Below are 22,488 nucleotides of genomic sequence, written 5' to 3'. Positions count from 1 at the left end.
GGGTACCTCCGTGATTTAAATTTCTCGCCAGTCTTCCCCATATTCACTTTCTAACTGATCTTTAAATTTGAAGTATAGATCAATTACCAAACCCGTTACTCGATCCCTATCCATGCCCATTATGTTAAAGTCTAAAAGACACTTTCCCGCCATTCACCTATTCGTTTAGATAAGTTGTGACCCGGTTTTGGATTAGCTTGGCCACTTCCTCTGCAGTTTTCTGTCCGCCAAAGAATGCAACGGACTCTTCTCCGGCAATCCTTAACACTTTAGCATCCAGATCTACATATTGATCGGCGGATTGAACAATTTGTTTAAATACGGTGAACTGTTCATCCGATACTTTTGCCATCTCCCCATTCGGAAGTTTGTAGTCGCCATTCTCAACTTTTTCATGAAGCTCATCAATTTTCTTTTCATTCACGGATTTTAGCATCGAGAATCCTTTTCGATCTTGCAGCATTTGCACTTCTTCCGACAATAAGAAGTTGATGAACTTCCAGGCTTCATCTGTTACGGGCGATTTGGCATGGATTGCGAACTGCGTCATAGTAGAAACTCGCGCGCCTTTGCGATCTCCAGATTCTCCCGCTTGTGGTGTTTGCAACAGCTCAGGTTGATCAAAAAGCATATAGGGACCTTCGATAAAATCAATTGGCGATGTAATCGACGTGGAATTGAACATTTGATTGCCCGGCTTTGCCTCTTCTGATGTCACAATCTTTTCCTCATACATTTGTTTAACTTGCTCGAACAGATTCACAAATTCGGGAGAATCGAATGTTGCCTTTTTGGCTGAAGGATCGACAAATGCAGCGTAGTTCTCAACAAGCATCTCCTGAAAGAGAAGTTCCGGCGGGTAGGATGCTAACGCATAAAGCTGATCGGTATCGCTTTTCTTTTGGATCACTTCCTTCGAAACCTTTTCGAACTCTTTCCAGTTCCAGGTCTTATCATCAAGCTTAACATTAGCGTTGCTCAGTATCTCCCCGTCTCCTACGAATAACCGTAACATGTACCCCAAAGGTATCGTATACATTCCATCATTCAGCTTCAAACCGTCCAAAATATTCATTTGCAAATCGTCATTATCCAATGTCTGATCTTTCTTGAGCAAGTCATTCATGTCGAGAAGAAAACCTTTGTTCACATAATCTTTGAGTGGCAGGTCATCGACTTCAATGATATCCATGCTTTTTCCCGATAACATGGCTGTATTCATTGAATTCCGATACTTCTCGTATTCCCCTGGTTCCCATTGTTCACCCGTTTTATATGCATTGATCTGCAGATCGATGTCCGGGTATTTCTCTTCGAATTTTTTTTCCACCGTTTGATAGAATGGACTCGACTCTGTCACAGACAGGGTAAGCACTGTTTTTCCATCTTTTGATGTCACTTTATCCGTTTTACCACTTCCTCCTGAACTGCATGCGGTTAAAACTACGATGATAGCCATCATAGAAAGGAGCAAAAGCCACTTTTTCATTGTATAATTCCTCCTGGTATTTTCTTTTTGTTACATCTCACTATTCCAGACGAATACGGTCGCCCTCCTGTAAAGGCTCGCTGCTGTTCAAAATAATCTTATCCTCTGCATAGATGCTGTCGGTTTGGATCATCGTTTCTTTGTCATTCTTCTCGCTGGACTGGATATCGACTTTACGGACAACAAATACATTACTGAGTGCACCCGGCCTCTCGTCGACTACAAAAACATAAGTGCCTTCACGGTTCTGATGAATAGCTTCATTGGAAACAAGCAGACCTTGATCGAGAGAACTTTTCTCGATTTTAATCCGAGCCTGCTCACCTCCTTTCAGTTTGGCATCAAGGAGCTTAATGCGAAGGATCTTTTGAGGCATGGTTACCACCCCGCTCCTTCATCAGATTCAGATGATCCCTCTATAAGTGGCTTCGCATTATTGATTTCTTCAATGATGCCATCCATGCTTCTGGCTTGTTGCTCTTGGTCTGTATCTACCTCTACCTTGATTCGTTCTCCAATGGATATCCCTAAGCTGGACAGACGCTTTGCATCTGCACTAACCTCGAACCTGTACCCGTGGCTGCTTTTCGAGACGATGATATCCGGCTCGCCTGCGGAAGCCAGTCCTTCTACCGCGTTCAGCTTCGTTATAATACCGTCGAACGGAGCGGTCAGCATCTGATTTTTGGACACATGTTCTCTTATTTCGTTGATCTTGCGCTCCTGTGCAGCGATATCAAGTTTACCTTTTTCAATATCACGTTGTGCGCTGCGCCGCTTGAGTTCATCTTCTTCGAAAGACGCCAGGATAAACTGGTCCTGAAAATTCTGCTGCTCGATCTTCTGCTTTTCCAGATTCGTTACTTCAACTTCAATATCTTGTTTTGCCGGTTTACTGTCATAGGTGATAAGCTTCTGTCCTTTCTTTACGCGATCGCCTTCTTTCACATGAATCTGCTGAGTCTTCCAGTTGGTTGAACCGGATAACTTTGCTTCAGCGATCGGCTGAAGGATTCCGATACCTTCGAGAACTAACGGAATGCCGCCCTTTTTCGGCTGCTCCGTCGTTACTTTCGGTAAGGTCAGCGATTGCAACGTGTTACTGAACAATGTAAAGATCAGCAGCAATAACATAAAACTGATGAACAGGACTAGAATGATTCGCTTTCGTCTTTGGTCAGCAGCCCCTTTACTTAACTCCATATCCTTTTTTTCTCCTCCCAAACTCGCGCACTGAAAAGTTAACCTTTCACTCCGGATAATTGAATACCTTCAATGAAATACGACTCCGCATACAGAAATACCATCACCATCGGGGCCATATAGAGCATGGACGCAGCAAAAGCAATCCCCTGCTCGCTTTGATTAATCGTAGATAAAAAGACGGACAGCGGTTGCTTGAACGGATCGTCCAAAAAAATAAGAGGCTGTTCCACCATGTTCCAATAATCAACGAAGAGCAAGATCACAAGTGCGGCTAACCCTGGCTTGATCATTGGAACAATCATCGTAACAAATATCCTTAAATGTCCTGCTCCGTCCATCTTGGCAGCTTCAATATAAGCGTAGGGAATATCCAGCATGAATTGTCTGAGCATAAACACGCCAAAAGCTGCGAAGATGCCAGGAACGATGATGGCACTCGTACTATTCAGCATTCCAAGCATATCGACCATAATATAATTGGGCACCAGCGTGACTTGGAATGGCATGAGCATCGTCATGACATATATCAAAAATAAAGAGTCTCGGCCGCGAAATTTCAGCTTGGAGAATGCATAGGCAGCCAGAGCCGCAACAAGAGTCTGACCTACAATGATGGGTACTACCATGAACACGGAATTCCAGAACATCATCAGATATTTCGGATTGTCGATAAATATCTTCCCATACTGTGCAAAGGACACTTTATCCGGAATCAGTTTCAGGTTGGCAAATGTACTATCTCTACCGACTGATGCGTCATTCATTTGCCCGATGAGGCCATAATTAATCCCAATTTCCTGTTCGGTCATCATAGAGTTTGTGAATATAATCACTAATGGTGATATTAGAATCAAGGCAATAACACTCAGGCTGAATGCTAATACACCATTTTTTAATATGTACACTATTCGCACAGACTTCGCTTCACCTCCTATTCCATGTACTGCCGATGCCGACGTTCCATCGCAAACAGCGCCAGAACGATCAGTAGTATACTGACAAACATCAAGGATGCCGCTGCGGTTAGTTTCTGAATGTCGAGTGATATGAACATGTTGTTCATATAGTGCTGAATCATGTAAATACTGTCATGCGGATATTCGCCTGCAATCAGATACGTTTCACGAAATACTTTGAATGAGTTGATAATCGACATAATCACTACGAAAAACATCGTCGAGGTGATGTAAACCAGTGTGACACTCCGGAATTGCCGTATACGACCAGCACCTTCAATTCGTGCCGTTTCGTAGTAATCCTTCGGAATTTGCTGCAATCCGGCAAGGAATAAAATGACGTTGTAACCTATGTTCTTCCATATATACACAATAATCACGACTATACGTGCTGATTCGGACTTCATCCAATCCACGCGTCCGTATCCGAAACTGTTCAGCCAGGCGTTCAGGGAGCCGTTCCAATCAAAAAGGATCTGCCAAATCATGATGATCGAGGCCGTGGGCACAACAAGCGGCATCACATAAGCTGTTCGAAGCCCTTTTTGGATATAGACATTTTTATGCAGAAGCATCGCGAGCCCCAATGACAGAATGATCATAAGTGGAACACTGATCGTACTGAAGTATAACGTATTGGAAGCTGCTTTGAGGAAAGACGCACTTCCGAGCAGCTCGCGATAATTATCGAGTCCCACATAATGACCGTCTACCGAATGGCTCATAAACGAATAATACACACCCATGGCAAACGGAATAAGGTAAAAAAGTGCAAATCCGATGCCGCTTGGTACAAGGAAGGACATGGCCGCCGAAGCATCCTTACGGAGCCATTTTTTCATGGTTTTCTAGATTCATCCTTTCACTGTTAAGTTTAGTCTCTCATTCTGGTTCCTTTTTCGCCTCCCTTTGAATTCATTGTAGAAAAGATTGTTTAAGAAAATAGTGGGAATATATTAAAAATCCCTAAAGTTTCTTACTGATTTTGCGGTTTCATAAACCTCCATGCTAAATACGATAGTCAATTCCCTCCGATTGACACACAGATCATGCAAAAAAGGATCTAGGGAAGGGAAAAACTTTGGCTATTATATGTACGATATTGATTAATCAAATCACGTCTTTGCCATTAAGTATTAAATAACGAAAACCCAAGCATATTGCTTGGGCTTTTTGATGAATTGTCAGCTTTTTCAAACCAAATATACTATGGTTGTTTTTTTTGATAAGCATGCATTGCAGTTTGAAATTGATCTAACGCTTCTTGATATTTCAGCCGATCCTTATCATTTGATGAGAGTTGCTTTCGCATGGTTAAATCATTCTGTAATCTTTTAACTAATTCTGTTATTTGATCATTCGGATTTGAATTTGCAGCTTTAGGCAAAGAATTTTTACCTGTCTGTACTGTGAGTTAACAATTGGGGTGCAGTTCATAGCGATTTTTTTTTGACAATATTTTGAACTGATCTCTGATATCGGGTGCCCAGTCGCTAATCAATTGGTGGAAACGATCCTGATTCCCAGCATACAGAGCTCTCAAGGCTTCTTCGTGCTGAGGGAAGTCTCCCGTCATTGCTGCCATGACGGAAAAACGCAAACGGGACAAAGCAGTATGAACCTCTGCTTTGTCCCGTTTGGACGTATCGGTGTTAATTCTCTTCACCGATGTGTGTAATTTTCGTTCAATATCATTCTCTCTTCTTACATTATATCGTAATTTATATGTTTTTTATAGACTGTTTTTTTTGTGATTCCTACACTATACTGCTAAATACAAATCTAAAAATAGAAGAGGTGCATCAGTATGGATGACCAAAAAAATGTTTTAGATAATGGCCCTTTTTTTCATGGTACTAAAGCAGAACTGAAGATTGGTGATTTATTAGAACCGCAATACTTATCCAATTATCAAGAGAAGAAATCTAGCCACATATACTTTACTGCAACTTTAAATGCTGCCAAGTGGGGTGCTGAATTAGCAAAAACGAATTTAAAAGAAAGAATCTACATTGTAGAACCATTAGGAGATTTTGAAAATGATCCTAACTTAACTGATAAAAAATTTCCTGGAAACCCAACACGCTCATATAGATCTAAATATCCTCTGAAAATAGTAGCTGAATTAGCTTCATGGGACAGACACTCCGATGAAGAGATAAATCATATGCTTACATCTTTAAAAAAATTAAGTGAAGAAGGAAAAAATGTGATCTACGATTAATTTCCCTATGAAGTTCATCTCTAGCCTAGTTCATCATAACGGACATAACGGCGAAACTTATATCTACATGCAGTAAAAAGACACTGATATTTTGTTTATCAGTGTCTGTTTTATTGATACTTTTCCAGCATCATCATGTTTCATCGTTGAAATCGGACTAATTCATTTTAGCCCTACCCTATTCGCTGTAACTAACTTCACTTTCTTGTAGTCATTTCAATCAAAAAGTTGTAATTTAAAGCAACTTAATTAGCTCTTCTAGCTCATCAACCAAACCTTTTGCAAGTTCAAAATTAGTATCTTTTAAGGCCAATTCTATTTTAATTTCAACTGACTTTTTCTTTTGTTCATTTTCTAAATAGTCTCTATTAAAATGACTAGCATAAATCATCTGTCTAAATTCTTCCATACTCATTTTACTTATCGTCTTATCGTCAATGATTAAAACATAATCCATACCATTTACAACAGAATAAAAATCATGAGAAATCATGAGAATCGCACCTTTATAGTCTTCAATGGCTTTTTCCAGTGCTAATTGTGTGTAGATGTCTAAATGGCTTGTCGGTTCATCAAGCAGTAATACGTTTGCTTTACTGGCAGAAACTTTAGCCAATTGAAGCATGTTTTTTTCTCCACCAGATAAAGATTCGATCTTTTGATCAAGGATTTCGCCTTCAAAGCCATAGTTCAAAAGATACGATCTGATCTCATCATAGGTTTTAAACCCGGCATCAATGAATTCATTTAGTATGGTATTGGAATCCTTTAGCGTTTCGCCTTGAAGCTGAGACAAATAAGCCACTTTAACATCAGCGTTTACTTCAATGGAATCATGACTATTTTTGAAGATTTCCCGAAGCAAAGTTGTTTTCCCAGTACCGTTTGGACCGATAATGGCGACTTTATCTGTAGATTTGATCTCAAAGTTAACATTTTCTAAAAGCAGCTCATCAAAGGAAACACTATAATCCTGGACATTTACCACAACGGTGTCTTCCATTTCATGATCGATACCAAACGTAATATCCGGCTGCTTAATATCAACAAAGGGCGCTTTGATTCTACGTGCTTCCAATCTTTCTTGAAACCTAACTCTGGCTTTTAACGCTCTACCTCTGGATGCTTCTGAATTATAAGTTGCGATTTCTCTAAGATTATCGATGATGTTATCGTATCTCACGATTTCTTCACCTTCGGCGACTGCAATTTCTTGTAACTCTATTTTAGTCTGAAGTAATGAGAAATTATAATCGATATAGCGCCCATCAAACTCTTGGAGCTCTGTGTTTTCCAGGTGTATAATTTTGTTGAAACAATGATTCAATAGATACCGGTTGTGCGTGACCACCAGCAGCATTCCCTTGTGGGAATTAATTAGTTTTTTAAGTGCATTTAGGTTTTCGAAGTCCAAAAATACATCCGGTTCGTCCATAATCATTAAGTCTGGACCGTTCAGCATTTCCTTCATGACTTGAATGAGCTTAAATTCCCCGCCGCTCAGCTCAGACACACTAACATCTTTTAGCTTCATGAGGTTGGCCAGATTTAGCTGCTTATTAATCTTGCTTTCAAAATTGTCCCCATCCATTGAATCGAATGCGTCTAAAGCGGATTGAACCTTTTCCAGCAACGAATCCATATCCAATGTGGTTTCCATTTCAGCATAAATCGATGTGATTTCATCTTGTATCTTGATAAAATCTTCTCCGATATATTCGAAAACGGTTGTTTCTTTTGGTTTCTCAACTTGTGAGAACTGACTTACATACCCCATTTTGCAATTTGGGTCTATCTCCAACTTGCCATCGAACAAATATCTTTCCGGGTCCATCAGTATATCTATCAGTGTACTTTTCCCACTACCACTTGTTCCGATAAAAGCGCAGTGTTGTCCCTCTTCAAGCGTAAATGAAATGTTTGTATATAATTCTTTTTGCGGAAATGAGAAGGATAAATTATCAACTTTTATCATAGTGTTACCTTTCTTTATAACTAAAATGGTGACTATTATTAAATGTACTGTCGAACATAGACTTTTAGAGTAACACTGTTTACCACCAAGTTCAATCCATTTTTAGCTCTTACCCTCACTTCGAAATTTGAATACTTTCTTTAGGATGGTGGCTTATTGGACGATTTCATGAATCGTGACAACGATCCACCCTCCCATGTCTTGATTCCATTTCTCCTCGGAGATACGGATTCTTAATTAAGGGTGTGTGTGTTCTTGAGGAGCTTGGCAAGCGCCTCTGTGTACCTCACCTTGAGACGGTTTTTTCCATAACCATGTGCTCGACTATTGCTTATTTAAAAAACGCTTGTTATAGTTGGTATATAACAGATAACAAAAGAAGGTGAACGCTTGATTATTCAACTGGATATGCAATCTGAACTGCCCATCTATTCGCAACTTGTTTCTCAGATTATTGAAGGCATTGCTAGTGGTGAGTTACAGCTTGGTGAGGCTCTACCCTCTGTTCGGAATTTGGCAGCAGATATTGGAATTAACCTTCATACGGTCAACAAGGCGTATACCCTACTCAAGCAAGATGGGTACATTCAAGTTCATAGACAAAAGGGAGTCGTAGTAAACCCTGATGGAATGCCTGATTTAACAGATGATTTTCTGAAAAAGCAACAGAGTGAATTAAGACCGATTATTGCCGAAGCGATCTGTCGAGGAATGACAAAGGAGGATCTATCAGCGGTATTAGCCCAAATGTATGATGATGTGAAGATGGGTCACAACAAAGAATAAAGAATCAAGGGAGTGTGTTATGTATGCAACTATTTAGTATATTGCCTATCATTTTAATCTTTGCTCCATTAGCCTTACTTCTATCCTTTGCACCCTATGTGACAAGGGAAACCATCAGCTTTGGAGTCACGGTAAGTGAATATAATTACCACACACCCATCTTACGTAAGCTACGGCGTACGTTTGCTACAGTAAGTCTGATTGGAAACGGGATTATTATACTTGTCTGTCTGTATGTACTCCGATCTGCTAATGAAGAGTCTACCGCAATGATCACCGGTGTGTGCACAGTGATATTTATTGTGTACTGGTCAGCACTACACATATTATTTCATTTCAAGATGAAAAGGATAAAAGGAACACTTACCACTGCAGATGCACCTCAAAAGGTTAAAATTGATACGAACTTCCGCCAAAATAAGCTCACCTACTCCAACTATTGGTTTCTCATTCATATTGCTATTATTGTAGCTATTGCGATCATTTCGATCTTGAATTATAACGCACTACCTAACGTCATTCCAATGAAATATGATCTTCAGGGCAATGTCACTTCCAGTGTGCCCAAAACCTACCTTTCGGTACTGGCTATTAACCTTGTACAGCTAGGATTCATTGCACTTATGATGTTGGTGAACTGGAGTATTAAAACAAGCAAACAACAACTTACTCCATCTAATCCTGCCAAATTTGCTGCTGAACATATCCGATTTCGCCGTAAGTGGTCCCTATTTACGATCATCACAGGGTTTCTTCTTACCATTTTATTTGCCTTCATTCAGATAAATATGTTCGTCCCTAATCAGGTCTTGTTAACAGCAATTAGTCTGATCACCCCGGTGGCGATCGTATTAGGCGCTATATTGCTGTCTCTCACAGGCAGACAAGGCGGTGGAAAGATTAGGAATCATCAGGAAGATCACGAACGGTCCAAGGAGCAGCCTGTGAATGACGATGATTATTGGAAACTTGGTTTTATTTACTTCAATGCCAATGATCCTTCTTTTACCGTAGAAAAACGTTATGGTATAGGCTGGACGATTAACTTCGCTCGTCCACTATCTTGGGTCCTGTTGTTATTCATCATTGCTATTGTTGTTTTAAGCAGAGTTCTGAGCCAATAAAAGCTCATAGACTATGCATATTATAAAAATGATTTGGAGGAATTATTACTATGAATCATTGGAAAAAGCTATTCCTTTCTCTAATTACCGCATGTCTCATCCTACCCGTGACATCCATTTCAGCTGCTACTGAAGAACCAACTGGTGGGAAAGCTCTGGTTCCTGTCCGTGAGATTGCCAAAAAGAATGGTGCAGAGGTATCTTGGCAACAAAAAACAGGACAAATCACGATAAGTAAAAATGATCTAACTATTGTAGTTAAGGTAGGAGAGAAACAGGCGATTGTGAATGGGCAAGTCGTACCTTTAGACAATCCTGTTCAGTTAACGAAAGGAGTTACCTATTTGGATGGGGCATTTCTTACAGAAGTATTAAAGGAAGCACCTGAGGATATATTCATTTCACTTGTACGTGCGGGCGATGGCAAGGAGGCTGCAGGGTATGTTCATCATTCTGTAAGCAAAGTTCTTTCACCCACATTACTAAGTCAGCTCTGGACATCACTTGAAGGTCAATTTGGTGAGATTACAAGCGAGCCCTTAGCTAAACAGATAAAAAATAATACGGTGCATCACAATGTAACCTATACTTTTAAGACAGAACGTACTAGTTTGAATATAACGGTTAGAATGAATCATAACGGGCTTGTGGATGATTTGTATATCGCCGCTGCTACACCAGATGTGTATCAAAAACCGGGATATGATGACCCATCCAGCTATACCGAACAAGATATCACTATTGGTCATGGTGAATTCGCTCTACCAGGTACATTAACTTTACCCAAGGGTGATGGACCTTTTCCAGTCGTAATTCTGGTGCATGGATCTGGACCCAACAATCAAGATGTTGCCATCGGTGGTGCAAAGCCATTTCGTGATCTCGCTGTGGGCTTGGCTTCACAAGGGGTTGCTGTATTAAGATACGATAAAGTCACATATGAGCATACCTATAAGGTCGCTTCCCAGCCTAAATTCACATTAAAGCAGGAAAGCGTAGATCATGTAACCGAGGCAGTACAACTCCTCAAAAAGAATACGCAGATTGATTCTACAGCGATTTATGTGGCTGGACATAGTCAAGGTGGGTTCGCATTACCGTTAATCATTGCCGAGGATCAACAACATGATATTGCAGGAAGTATTCTACTCGCTGCGCCGAGCAGTAGCTTTGTAGATGTACTTACCGAACAACAAGACGAATTGGTAGATCGGGTGAAGCAGCTTGGTCTGGACACTGAGGTTTTTAAAGCACAAGCTGATTTCTATAAAAATGTTGCTGCGATAGTTAAAGATCCAAAATATTCTGTAGATCATCTCCCTGACGCCTTCCCACTTCAACCCGCTTACTGGTGGTATGAGCAAAGGGATTATGTGCCTTCGGAACTCGCTAAAACACAACATATCCCTATGCTAATCATGCAAGGTGAAAATGATGTACAAGTGTCTATGAAGCAATTCCAAAGCTGGAAATCAGCTCTTCAAGGTCATTCCAATGTTACGTACAAAAGCTATCCAAAGGTAAATCATATTTTATCCAGCTATGATGGACTATCGATTGGCCAAGAGTACATGCAGCCGTCTAATGTCTCCAAAGCCATTATCGATGATATTGCTAAGTGGGTATTAAATTAAACTAGGGTACTAACAAAATAAGCGGATACAGGGTTTTAGCCAAACACCAAGTCGAGCGATCCGGTTTAAATAACCATTACAAGGTAAAGTGTTTGTTTACAAGAAGGATTTCATAACAACAAAGAACCGCCTTCTGGCGGTTCTTTGTTAATCTAGTTTGTATAAGTGCTTTCTGGTGTTGCAGGGGCATTTAAACCTTTAATAGTTGAGCTCCCGGATTTTTGATACATCTCTGACTTACACTTTATCGCTTAAACCAACGATTGTTTCGAACGGTCGCAACATCATTGGCAGCATGCCATTCTCATAGTTGGTAAGCCAGATCTCTGAGAAGTTGAGGCCAAGCTCATCTTCCCCAAGCTCCACGATTTGTTCAGTAAGATTGATTAATACGAGCACCTGTTGGTCTGCCAGTGTACGTGTATATGCAAATATACTCGGATGATCCGGCATAAGAAGCTCATAGATACCATAAGTCAACGTATCGTGTTCTTTTCGCAGCTGAATCATTTGTTTATAGAAGTGAAGGATGGAACGTGGTTCCTGGAGTTGTTTCTCTACATTAATATTGATGTAATTGTCATTCACCTTTAGCCATGGCGTACCAGTGGTAAACCCGGCCTGTTTGGCCGAAGACCACTGCATCGGCGTTCTGGAATTATCGCGACTCGAAGCCCAGATGATGTTCATGATTTCCTCATGCGACATCCCCTCTTCGCGTTTGATCTGATATATATTCCGATCGGCTATGTCGTTATAATCCTCTATGGAAGGATAAGCCACATTTGTCATGCCTATCTCTTGCCCCTGGTAAATGAAAGGAGTGCCTTGCATGAAAAAGTACATGGCTCCAAGCGCTGTGGCGCTTTCATACCAATACTCCGCATCATTTCCCCAAGACGAAACTTTGCGAGGCTGATCGTGATTTTCAATAAACAAAGCATTCCAGCCGATGCCTTCCAGTGATTTTTGCCACTTGGTCAAGACGTTTTTCAATTTGGGAACATCAAGTTGCCTGTCCGTGCTGTTTTTCCACAGGTCAAGGTGTTCGAATTGAAAGACCATATTAAATTTTCCTCTGACTTCACAGATCCAATCATAGAGATCTTCTTGGTCCTCTACCTTTACGCCATTCGCTTCCCCAACAGTCACGACGTCATATTTGGATAATGTTTCCTCTTTCATTTCTTGCAGATAACGCTGGATACCTTTGACATTCATATGCTTTTCAAAAGAAGAGATGTATTTGACGCCTTCTCTGATTGGCATGTCCAAGAGGCCCTCTTCTTTGTGAATATGGCTGATTGCATCGACACGGAAACCATCAATCCCTTTATCGAGCCACCAATTCATCATTTCATAAATGGATTTCCGAACTTCTTCATTTGCCCAATTCAAGTCCGGTTGTTTTTTGGAGAACAGATGGAGAAAATACTGTCCAGAGACTTCATCATATTCCCAAGCAGAACCGCCAAAGATGCTCTCCCAGTTATTTGGTTCGTCTCCATTCTTCCCGTCTCTCCAGATGTACCAATCTCGTTTGGGATTATCCAGCGAACCTCTGGATTCAATAAACCATGGGTGTTCGTCACTTGTATGATTGATCACCAAGTCCATGATGAGTTTCATGCCGCGGTGATGCACTTCATTCAGTAATTGATCAAAGTCCGCCATCGTACCGAATTCATCCATAATGGAACAGTAATCACTGATGTCATAACCATTATCATCATTGGGTGACTTATACATTGGGCAGATCCATATCAGATCAATACCGAGATCTTGAATATAATCCAGTTTTGAAATGATCCCCTTAATGTCACCAACCCCATCTCCGTTGGAATCCATAAAGCTTCTCGGATAGATTTGATAAGCTACTGCTTCTTTCCACCATACTCTTTTCATTGGATACAATCCTTCTTTCTTAAGGACTAAACTTTATTTAACGTATTATGCTTTAATCATGGATAAGGTACATTCTTGCTTCGTATGGACGCAATTCACTCTCCGTCATATCACCTGTATAATTGCATATCAACAGCTGATTCGTCTGTACCAATTGTTCCTGAAGCGGGAGTTCGGTCGTATATCCTTGGAAATTGCATACGACAAGAATTTTGGTACCATTCAACGTTCGGGTATATGCAAACACGTCTTGATTCTCTGGAAAGATCAGCTCATATTCACCATATACGATGACATCATGATCTTTCCTTAGTTGGATTAACTTCCGGTAATAATGGAATATGGATTCAGGGTTATTCAAACTTTGTTCGGCATGGATATGCTTATAATTCGGGTTCACCTTAATCCAAGGTTCCCCTTGTGTAAAACCTGCGTTATCGGAAGCGTCCCAATGCATTGGTGTTCGCGCGTTATCGCGTCCCTTGGCGTAGATCGACTCCATAACGCTTTGTTCAGGATAACCTTTCCCCATTCTTTCCTTATAAAAATGGAGCAATTCAATATCCCGATAATCCTCGATCGCATATTGAACATTCGTCATACCCAATTCTTCCCCCTGATAAATGTAAGGCGTACCTTGCATGCCATGAAGAAGGGTAGCCAACATTTTAGCCGATTCGATCCTGAATTCTCCGTCATTTCCCCAACGGGATACAATTCGAGGCAAATCGTGGTTGTTCCAGAACAAACTGTTCCAGGCATCGCCCTTGAGCTCCGTCTGCCACTTGGACAGCACTTTTTTTAATGCGATCACATCCAAAGGTTTAAGAGCCCACTTTCCTTTGCCTTCTTGTTCATCCAAGCTGATGTGTTCAAATTGGAAGACCATTGAAAACTCACTGCCGTCCGGATTGCTGTACAGTTTGGCGATCTCCGGAGTAGCGCCCCATGTTTCTCCAACCGTTAGCAGATCTTCCGCTTTTTGAAATGTTGCTTTGCTCAGTTCCCTGATATATTTATGCAGATTAGGTCCGTTTCCCGTAATCTTCAAATCCGGTTCTTTACCAATTAAGTCGATCACGTCAAGTCGAAAACCACCAACCCCCTTGTCGATCCACCAATTGATCATGTCGTATATCTCCTGCCGGACTTTGGGGTTTTCCCAGTTGAGATCTGGCTGTTTTACGGAAAATAGATGCAAATAATATTGCCCGATCTCAGGCACCCATTCCCAGGCTGAGCCACCGAATGTGGACCCCAAGTCGTTCGGTGGCGTTCCTTCAATGCCATCTCTCCAGACGTAGTAGTCATGGTACGGATTGTCTTTACCTTTTTTGGCTTCTTGAAACCAGGGGTGTTCATCCGACGTATGGTTCAACACCAAATCCATGATGATCCGAATATCTCGTTTCCCGGCTTCATGAATTAACGTTTCCATATCTTCCAATGACCCAAACATCGGATCGATATCCTGATAATCTGAAATATCATACCCAAAATCATCTTGAGGGGACTTGCAAACGGGTGATAACCAGATCGCACCGATGCCGAGTTCCTGCAAATAATCCAATCGGGACACAATGCCCTTCAAGTCGCCGATTCCATCTCCGTTACTATCTTGAAAACTTCGTGGATATATTTGATATACAACGGTTTCTTTCCACCATTTTTTATTTTCCATGCTCCATTCAACCTCTCTAATACACGAAAACGTGGTTTATTTTTATTTTCATCATCTCACAGCATCTTGTTATTCTTTGACCGAGCCTACGACAATGCCAGTCACAAAGTATTTTTGCAACAGCGGATAAATCAGCAATAGCGGAATAACAGCGACTACAATTTTGGCTGCGTTCAGGTTTTTGTTCGAAATTTCAGTCAGGTTGCTGAGCTCACTGGAATTCGTGCCGGCTTGAAGCAAATCGGCAATATTTACGTTAAGGGACTGAATATAGGTCATGAGTGGATAATTGCTGACTTTGGTCATATAGATCAAACCGCTGAAGAAGTCATTCCATGTACCCACGATACTGAATAAGGCGACTGTCGCCAGCGCAGGAATGGACACCGGAACATACACTTTGAACAAGACCTGGAGCGGATTCGCCCCATCGATGAATGCTGCTTCTTCAAGCGCTTTAGGTACAGCGGAGAAGAAGTTCATCACGAGGATGACACTGAATATCGGGACAGCGCCTGGTAGAACAAGTGCCCAAATCGTATTCAGCATATCCAGGTTTTTGATCAGCAGGTAACTCGGAATCATGCCTCCGCTGAACAGCATGGCAAAAATCATAATATTCATATAAATGTTTCTGCCTTTAAAATCCCGTTTTGATTTGGATAACGGATAAGCCATCAAAATAATCAGAATCATGTTAAGCACAAGGGTAAGCGCGACACGTAGAATGGATATGCCAAAGGAACGCCAGAACTGTGCATCATCAATAATCTTGGTATACGCTGCTGTTGTAAAATTGACCGGAACGAGACCTACTGCATTCGCTGATACTGCCTCGCTGCTGCTGAATGAGATGGCGACGATATTCCATAACGGAAGAAGGCAGACCAATGCCAGCATGATGACGATGGCATAGATGACAAACCGGCCAATTCGATCTTTTAAATTTGCAGAATAGGACACAGGTTTTGCCTCCTTAGAATATTTTTCGGTCCGTATATTTTTTAGCCAACTGGTTGGCAGACATGAGCAGAACAATGCCGATCACGGACTTGAACAAGCCAACAGCCGTACCGAAGCTATACTGTCGCCCAACGAGACCGATTCGATAGACATAGGTATCCAGAATATCGCCCGACTCATAGACAACCGGGTTATACAGATTATAGATTTGATCGAAACCGGCGCTCAAAATATTGGTCAGGCTCATTACACCCATGAGCAGAATAATAGGGAGCATGCCTGGCAACGTAATATGCCATACTTTTCTCCACCAACTGGCTCCATCCATTCCTGCCGCTTCATACAGACCGGGATCAATTGACGTAATAGCAGCCAAATAGACGATGGAACTGTAACCAAACTCCTTCCACACGTCTGTTCCGATAATCAGTGGCTGGAACCAGGTGTTGCTGCCAAGAAAATTAATATTTTCCAGGCCAAAGAACGCCAACATTTGATTCACAATTCCGTCCAAACTGAACATGTTGACAACGACGGATGCCAGTACAACCCAGGATAGAAAGTGAGGCAGATAAACAATCGTCTGCACGGATTTTTTGACGTATTTAATACGAATTTCATTTAACAAAATGGAAAAAATGATGGCCATCATCGTTCCGAGCAGAATTTTGCCAATCGCAATCACCAACGTATTGCTGACGACCTGCGCGATATCCGGCAGCTTGAACATATAAATAAAATGCTTCAGCCCTACAAATTCGGAGCCGAACATGCCCTTGGCCGGTATATAGTCCTGAAAAGCCGTAATGATGCCGACCATTGGAACATAGCTGAATACAAGCAAAAACAAAATGCCCGGCAGCATCATCATATGGTACATGGCACCTGCGCCAAGCCGGCCCCTTGCTTTCAAATTCCCCTGTTTCATGGATGAACCCCTTTTCTGAAGAAAGGCTGCATAACGCAGCCTTGCCACTATTCATGATGTTTATTGTTTTGATGCGACCTCGTCTTCAATTTCCTGAATGACTTGATCACCACCTTGTTTCTTCCAGTTACTGACGAATGTATCGAAGTAATCGAGCGGTTCTGAACCCGTGACAATTTTGATAAACGATTCCTGTTCCAACTTCGTCAGATTGGCCCACGTCTGTTTCATACTTGGTGTAGTTCCAGAGAACGCAGGTATCATCCAGACGAATTTGTTTTCCTGTGTCAGTTTGTCGATCAGTCCAACACCGTTGATCCGCGAATGATATTTCGACCAAGCAGTCGCGTCATCTGTATCCATGTCGCTCAAATAGGTTTTGATGCTTCCGATATTGTTCTTCGATTCGGTTGTGCGAACCTCATTCAGGCCAATCTCTCCTTTAATCCCGCGAACGACGTCAGAGTAATCATCCAGCAGCGATGTAGCCGAGTTGACTTCGATATTAAAAGGTCTCGTAGAACCGTCTACCCCGTTCTCCTGATACTTGGCAGCTTCCGGCATGGTTGTTGCAGCATCTTTATCATTTGCCAGTTTATCGTAGAACAGGTTTACAATCTTAACGGCCAGCTCAGGGTGTTCATATCCTTTTCTCACCACGATAAACTGATTGGATGGATTGGCATGCGCCACGTTAACATTGCCGTCTGCATCCTCCAACGTATATGCGGAGAATTTCGCATTTTTATCCATCTGCTTCACGCTGACCAGTCCCCAATCAGGGATATGCCAGGGTCCAAAAGCGATACCGCTTTGGCCATTGGCGTAGAGTGCGGTAATGTCATCAAATGTGCGGGTCCCAAATTGGGGGTCCATGATGCCATTCTTGAACCAATCCGCCATGATACCCAGCATCTGCTTGGTTTCTTCTGTCGTGGAACCATACACGATTTTGCCATCTTCACCATTCATCCAATATTGCGGGAACGCGCCCTTGGTTGAGGCAACACCCAGCATGGTATAAGCAGAGCCATTATAATCTGTTGTATTCAACGTGTTCACAAATGGAATACCTACCGGGTTCCCGGATTGGCCAGGGTCTCTTTTCAGGAATTCCAGCGCTGTTTTCTCCACTTCATCCAGCGAAATGGCGCCGTCTCCGTCTGCATCCAGTTGAATTCCCAGCAGATCCAGCCAATCTTGACGGACCCAAACCATCGTTGGTGCAGAATCCAGGGAAGTCGCCGGAAGACCCATCAAACGTCCATCAATCGTCGCATTGCCTAATGCACGTCCATCATAGGAATCGTACATCTGCTTGATGTTATTCGTAGCATATTGATCATAAATGGCTGTAAGATCCTCAATCAGATCATTATCCACCAGTTCTTTCAGTTCATCTTTGGAATCGACACGCATCATGTCAGGCAATTCCCCGGAGGCGATGGCGAGCGAAACTTGACGGCTATAATCTTCACCATTGGCTTCAAATTGATCTGTAATCTGAGCGTTAAACGTGTCTTTGACCAGCCGAGTATACGCGTTGTTCTCATAGGTATCTCCAGCCGGCAGTTTCGGGTTGGCTGTAGTCACCCGTCCCATGGTTACGGTGATCTCGTCTTTATAGGCACTGAACGGATCACCCGGTGTTACCTCATATTTGCCTGCTTCCTCTGCAGTAGGAGGATTGGAAGTGCCTCCACATGCCGCGAGGGTTGCAACCATCAAGGCAGACATGGACAGCACGGCGAGACGTTTCGTCAACCGGTTGCTTTTCATAGACCATTTTGTTCTCATCTAGTTCGATTCCCCTTTATTCTGATGTTCAATATTTGTTTACGCTTTCATTATAAAATGAAGTGAAGACCCATCGAGATAGGGATTACACGTCCGTTTGGATAGAGAAATGTGTACAGTTCTTAACCAGTGTCCTAAAGCATGGGTTAGCTTGTGAACATTTACCCTACCTACTGGCCTACATTCGTCTATCTATCCTTATTCTCAATCAATAACAAAGGCCGGCAACTCCTAGAACAGGAAGCTGTCGACCTTCATTTATCAAAAATCGATATAATGTCTCTTGTGCATTTATATGAGGGCCTACAACGATCATTATGAAATACGGTTACTTTTCCTTATGGAATGGACATTGGGAAGCTGTCCGCTATTTATTTCCTCTGCCTAGCTGCCGATACTCGCTTGGCAGAAGACCTGTCAGTTCACGAAAAATCCGGCTGAAATATTTTTCATCCGTATAACCCACTCGCTCCGCAATCCAGAAAATCGTGTTGTTCGTATTGAGCAAATACTCTTTGGACTTTTCTACCCGGATGAACCGGGAGTACTCATTAAAGGTTTTCCCCATCAGATCTTTGAAACATTGACTGAAATAACTTCGGCTGATATTGAGTTGTTGAGAGAGACCTAAAGCTGTATAAGCCTGCTCCAAATCATGCTGCACGATCATCACCGCTTTTTTCACGGCATCAATGATTTCCGGTGAATACGAAGTCTGTTCATCGGCCTTTCGAATGCCTGCAGCAGTCTCCTTGATCCATTCTTCAACCTCGTACCAGGACTCGAAAGAATGAATCATGGAGATTCTTCCAAGCGTAGTTTGGGCAAAAAGGTGGTTCCACTCCATAACGATCGAGTACAGCAATCCCATCAACTGACCTTTATGTAATCGTAATGATTTAAACTGGTCAATAAGTTGGTTGTAGTAATTGTCATGGTGGGTCCATGGTGTTTGGAACCAACTTTGCTTAATCCGGTCAATGTCCTCATCCTGCGGCTCTTTTGAAGATGCGTCTTCCTCATTCATCGAAACGGCAATGACTTGGTTATTGGGGTTGTACGCATAAAATAAAGATGTCTCTGTATAATTCATAATCCAGTTTTTGATTTGCGACCACGTACGCTCTTGTACATCAGACAAAACCAATAACGTACTTTGGGGATTTGATCCAGATATTCCTTCAAGTGATGGAATAGTTGATCATCTTCATACGGTGGTGCAGCCCACATGCAGCTATTTCGCTCTACCTCCCACCTTATCTCATCTTCATGCGCAGTTATCTCCATTGGCCACATATGCTCTGATTTGCGATCCTGTGAAACAAGGGCATACACATTTGGATAATGGACATTAATTTCATTCTGCGGCGGCATCTTTCTTATCGTGTTCGTCAACCCGCTAATTCGGGTATGTATTCGATGCAGAACATGTTCGAATTGCTCTTTCTCCAGCTGGACTTTGGCTATATAGTCGATGGCTCCCAGTCTGAGCGCTTCCTGGATATAATCGAAATCCTGATGCAGTGTTAACACAACGATATGAAGTTCCGGATAGAGCTGCCTCGCAGCTCGCATCAATTCAATCCCTGACATGACCGGCATCGCAAGATCCGTCAACATCAGATCGACCGGTTGGAATTTCAGGAAATCCAGTGCTTTCGCCCCGTTGCTTGCTTCTCCTACAACCTCCATGTTGAACTCGTTCCATGGCATCGCAGAGCTAATGCCTTTACGAACCAACTTATCATCATCTACAATCAATACCTTAATCATGCCGAGATATCTTCTCCTTTAATAGGCAATACAAGCAGTATGCTTGTCCCAGTTCCCAATTCACTCTCGATCACCAGTTGCGCTTGATCCCCGTACTGTGCCTTCAACATGCGGTGAACGTAATTGAGTCCAATGCCCATCCCTACTTTTTGTTGTTCAGCTTCACGATTGTTCAGCAGATTATGAATGGTTTCCTCGGTCATGCCTGCACCATTATCTTGTATCATAATGTTCAATGTTGCTGTGCATGTCACTTCAATTTGAATAAAACCTTCGTCACTCAATCCATGATATAGCGAATTTTCAACCAGAGGTTGCAGAATAAAGCGGGGCACAGGAATTTGAAGCACTTGTTCATCTGCCGTAATGCGGACGTCAAATTCAAAGTCATATCGAATTTGCTGCAAAATCAGATACTGCCTTAACGCATCAATCTCCTCTTCCATTGTGGATACTTGCCCTAACTTGCCCAAATTGTAATAGAGCAGCTTGTTCAATGACTGTACCAGCTTGTCGATCTCCCCTTGTCCGTTCATGACGGCCAGCCAGTGCACCGTATCCAGCGTATTCATGAGAAAGTGCGGGTTAATCTGATAGAGCAGTTTCTCCACTTCCAGGTCTGCACGAATCTTCTCTTTCTGCTGCACTTCCTTGAAGAGGTCACCGATTTGATGCTGCATATTCGAAAATTCACCCAACAGAAAATCAAATTCAGGAATTTGAGTACGAGCTCGGCTCCCTGTTGTTTGTGGGTTCTTGGACATCCCATTGATTTCCGAATGGAACAGGCCGAGTGGCTTGTAGACCATCTTCCACAGGAGCCAAGCAAGAAATACGGTAAAGCCGAGGAAGAATAAAGCGACCAGCAATATTTGAAGCAACCACTGGTTTTTCTCCTGTTGATATTGAGCCTGCGAAATGACCGATACGACACTCCATTTCTGTGAGGCATCCTCCTTGAACCAGTGATACCCGCGAGTTATTCCGTCCTTGGCAGAATCGGCCGTTAAGCTGGAGAAATTCTCCCCGACCTTCATGGCTTCCGGTATTTCGCTGTACACAATGTTGCCTGTACCATCCAGGATGAGGTGAGATAAGGCCCCGTTGTATTGATTGTAGCCCAAGATATCCTGTGTAAGGCGAAAGCCGGATTCTACGTAAATGTACACGTCGTTCCTTTCGGACAGTTGTACTTTTCGCATAGCAGACAGAACGAGTTGGTCATCAAATCGGTTCATACTATTGTGGGGACCATAGTACTTAATGCCATAGGTTTTGAAGAGCACAGGCAAAGACTCAGGAGATAAACGATCCTTGATTGGAAAGTTGCTGAACTGCGTCGTGCCTTCTTTCTGGAAGTAATATAAGGTCAATCCGATATTGGGATTGGTAAACGTGACAACACTTAACTCGCTCTTTAATTCGTCCCTGGCTTCAATCAATTCGAAGATATCGGAGGACGGATTCAAGAATTCATCCAGCTTTTTGCCTAAAGTACCCCTGTAAGACAATTGCTGCGTAACGTGATTCAGATTGGTAATTGAATTCTCCAATGAGGATGTCACCTGCTGTAAATTGCTACGGATGCCATCATCGATCTTATTTGCGAAAATGGAGTCAATGGTATAGTAAGAAATCGCAAAGATGCTGATAAAGGGGATAAACGCACTGAGAAAGAACAATAAAAAGATTCTTTTTTTAAGTGTCATTTTGACTTATTCTCCTTCTAGAAATGAAACAGCAAGCCTCCTGCTTATGGAAGCTTGCTGTGAATATACATCCAGCTATGCCGATGATTATTTTCTCCACAGGCCTCGGCCATTTTAAAGCTTGTTGGCAATTTCAATCCATTCAAGCGGACACGCTGTCTGTATCTTGTCCAAGTCCAATTTCCTTTAATCATTATAGATTGATATTCAAATATGTCAAACGCTTTCATGCTGAGCGTATATAAAAAGTGCTACTCCTCAAATGATGAGGAATAGCACTTTTTACACGCGTACTCTAATCCGGTTCTAATCATTACTTATTGTTAAAAGAATGCCTC

At 42.1% G+C, this 22,488-nt stretch carries 18 protein-coding genes and 1 pseudogene; 4 read left to right on the top strand and 15 right to left on the bottom strand.

What is annotated here, in order from left to right:
* Positions 1-157 precede the first annotated feature (157 nt).
* The 7 genes from C0Q44_RS17945 to C0Q44_RS17920 all read right to left on the bottom strand — a co-directional run bounded on the left by C0Q44_RS17945 (position 158) and on the right by C0Q44_RS17920 (position 5,317).
* Positions 158-1,489: an ABC transporter substrate-binding protein gene (locus C0Q44_RS17945; RefSeq protein WP_105408644.1), complete on the bottom strand. Its 1,332-nt coding sequence runs from the start codon at positions 1,487-1,489 to the stop codon at positions 158-160.
* A 40-nt stretch (positions 1,490-1,529) separates the two neighbouring features.
* On the bottom strand, positions 1,530-1,865 hold the full coding sequence (locus C0Q44_RS31090) for an efflux RND transporter periplasmic adaptor subunit (protein ID WP_258166416.1): 336 nt from the start codon (positions 1,863-1,865) through the stop codon (positions 1,530-1,532).
* A 2-nt stretch (positions 1,866-1,867) separates the two neighbouring features.
* Entirely contained in the window at positions 1,868-2,692 is an 825-nt protein-coding gene (locus C0Q44_RS17940; RefSeq protein WP_258166415.1) for an efflux RND transporter periplasmic adaptor subunit, read from the bottom strand.
* Positions 2,693-2,730: 38 nt separating this feature from the next.
* Positions 2,731-3,609, bottom strand: a complete 879-nt coding sequence (locus C0Q44_RS17935) for a carbohydrate ABC transporter permease (protein ID WP_105408643.1) — start codon at positions 3,607-3,609, stop codon at positions 2,731-2,733.
* 17 nt (positions 3,610-3,626) lie between these two features.
* On the bottom strand, positions 3,627-4,493 hold the full coding sequence (locus C0Q44_RS17930) for a carbohydrate ABC transporter permease (protein ID WP_105408642.1): 867 nt from the start codon (positions 4,491-4,493) through the stop codon (positions 3,627-3,629).
* A gap of 365 nt (positions 4,494-4,858) precedes the next feature.
* Entirely contained in the window at positions 4,859-5,038 is a 180-nt protein-coding gene (locus C0Q44_RS17925; RefSeq protein WP_181151059.1) for a hypothetical protein, read from the bottom strand.
* A 27-nt stretch (positions 5,039-5,065) separates the two neighbouring features.
* Positions 5,066-5,317 carry a DUF2239 family protein gene (locus C0Q44_RS17920; RefSeq protein ID WP_258166414.1) on the bottom strand — a complete coding sequence of 84 codons (252 nt, stop codon included), beginning with the start codon at positions 5,315-5,317 and terminating at the stop codon, positions 5,066-5,068.
* A 141-nt stretch (positions 5,318-5,458) separates the two neighbouring features.
* Between C0Q44_RS17920 and arr the strand changes: the two genes are divergently transcribed.
* The gene (gene arr, locus C0Q44_RS17915) at positions 5,459-5,875 is read left to right on the top strand and encodes an NAD(+)--rifampin ADP-ribosyltransferase (protein WP_105408641.1); all 417 of its coding nucleotides are present in this window, start codon (positions 5,459-5,461) and stop codon (positions 5,873-5,875) included.
* A gap of 235 nt (positions 5,876-6,110) precedes the next feature.
* On the opposite strand, the gene C0Q44_RS17910 is transcribed toward arr, so the two are convergent.
* Positions 6,111-7,850: an ABC-F family ATP-binding cassette domain-containing protein gene (locus C0Q44_RS17910; RefSeq protein WP_105408640.1), complete on the bottom strand. Its 1,740-nt coding sequence runs from the start codon at positions 7,848-7,850 to the stop codon at positions 6,111-6,113.
* Between the two features lie 390 nt (positions 7,851-8,240).
* Here C0Q44_RS17910 and C0Q44_RS17905 point away from each other — a divergent pair, with 390 nt between their 5' ends.
* From C0Q44_RS17905 to C0Q44_RS17895, 3 genes are read left to right on the top strand one after another with little or no spacing between them, the layout of a single operon-like run.
* Positions 8,241-8,636: a GntR family transcriptional regulator gene (locus C0Q44_RS17905; RefSeq protein ID WP_105408639.1), complete on the top strand. Its 396-nt coding sequence runs from the start codon at positions 8,241-8,243 to the stop codon at positions 8,634-8,636.
* A gap of 23 nt (positions 8,637-8,659) precedes the next feature.
* A complete protein-coding gene (locus tag C0Q44_RS17900) occupies positions 8,660-9,760 on the top strand; it encodes a DUF1648 domain-containing protein (RefSeq protein ID WP_105408638.1) in 1,101 nt (366 codons plus the stop codon).
* Positions 9,761-9,810: 50 nt separating this feature from the next.
* Complete coding sequence (locus C0Q44_RS17895) at positions 9,811-11,394, top strand: alpha/beta hydrolase family protein (RefSeq protein ID WP_105408637.1); 1,584 nt, start codon at positions 9,811-9,813, stop codon at positions 11,392-11,394.
* A 237-nt stretch (positions 11,395-11,631) separates the two neighbouring features.
* On the opposite strand, the gene C0Q44_RS17890 is transcribed toward C0Q44_RS17895, so the two are convergent.
* The 7 genes and pseudogenes from C0Q44_RS17890 to C0Q44_RS17860 form a co-directional block, all read right to left on the bottom strand.
* Positions 11,632-13,299 (bottom strand): glycoside hydrolase family 13 protein, encoded by a 1,668-nt coding sequence (locus C0Q44_RS17890; protein WP_105408636.1) that lies wholly within the window; start codon positions 13,297-13,299, stop codon positions 11,632-11,634.
* A gap of 52 nt (positions 13,300-13,351) precedes the next feature.
* The gene (locus C0Q44_RS17885) at positions 13,352-14,980 is read right to left on the bottom strand and encodes a glycoside hydrolase family 13 protein (RefSeq protein WP_105408635.1); all 1,629 of its coding nucleotides are present in this window, start codon (positions 14,978-14,980) and stop codon (positions 13,352-13,354) included.
* A gap of 69 nt (positions 14,981-15,049) precedes the next feature.
* Positions 15,050-15,943, bottom strand: coding sequence for a carbohydrate ABC transporter permease (locus C0Q44_RS17880; RefSeq protein WP_105408634.1), 894 nt, complete (start codon positions 15,941-15,943; stop codon positions 15,050-15,052).
* A 13-nt stretch (positions 15,944-15,956) separates the two neighbouring features.
* Entirely contained in the window at positions 15,957-16,871 is a 915-nt protein-coding gene (locus C0Q44_RS17875) for an ABC transporter permease (RefSeq protein ID WP_105408633.1), read from the bottom strand.
* A 60-nt stretch (positions 16,872-16,931) separates the two neighbouring features.
* Entirely contained in the window at positions 16,932-18,668 is a 1,737-nt protein-coding gene (locus tag C0Q44_RS17870; protein WP_105408632.1) for a type 2 periplasmic-binding domain-containing protein, read from the bottom strand.
* A 367-nt stretch (positions 18,669-19,035) separates the two neighbouring features.
* Positions 19,036-20,441, bottom strand: a pseudogene (locus C0Q44_RS32020) (response regulator transcription factor).
* Positions 20,438-22,150, bottom strand: a complete 1,713-nt coding sequence (locus tag C0Q44_RS17860; RefSeq protein ID WP_105408631.1) for a sensor histidine kinase — start codon at positions 22,148-22,150, stop codon at positions 20,438-20,440. The pseudogene C0Q44_RS32020 and the gene C0Q44_RS17860 overlap by 4 nt, the downstream one beginning before the upstream one ends.
* Positions 22,151-22,488 lie beyond the last annotated feature (338 nt).

Source organism: Paenibacillus sp. PCH8, from assembly GCF_002968835.1.
GTDB lineage: Bacteria > Bacillota > Bacilli > Paenibacillales > Paenibacillaceae > Paenibacillus.
Note: the sequence above shows the minus strand (reverse complement) of the source record. Positions and strands in the feature narration are given on the sequence as shown.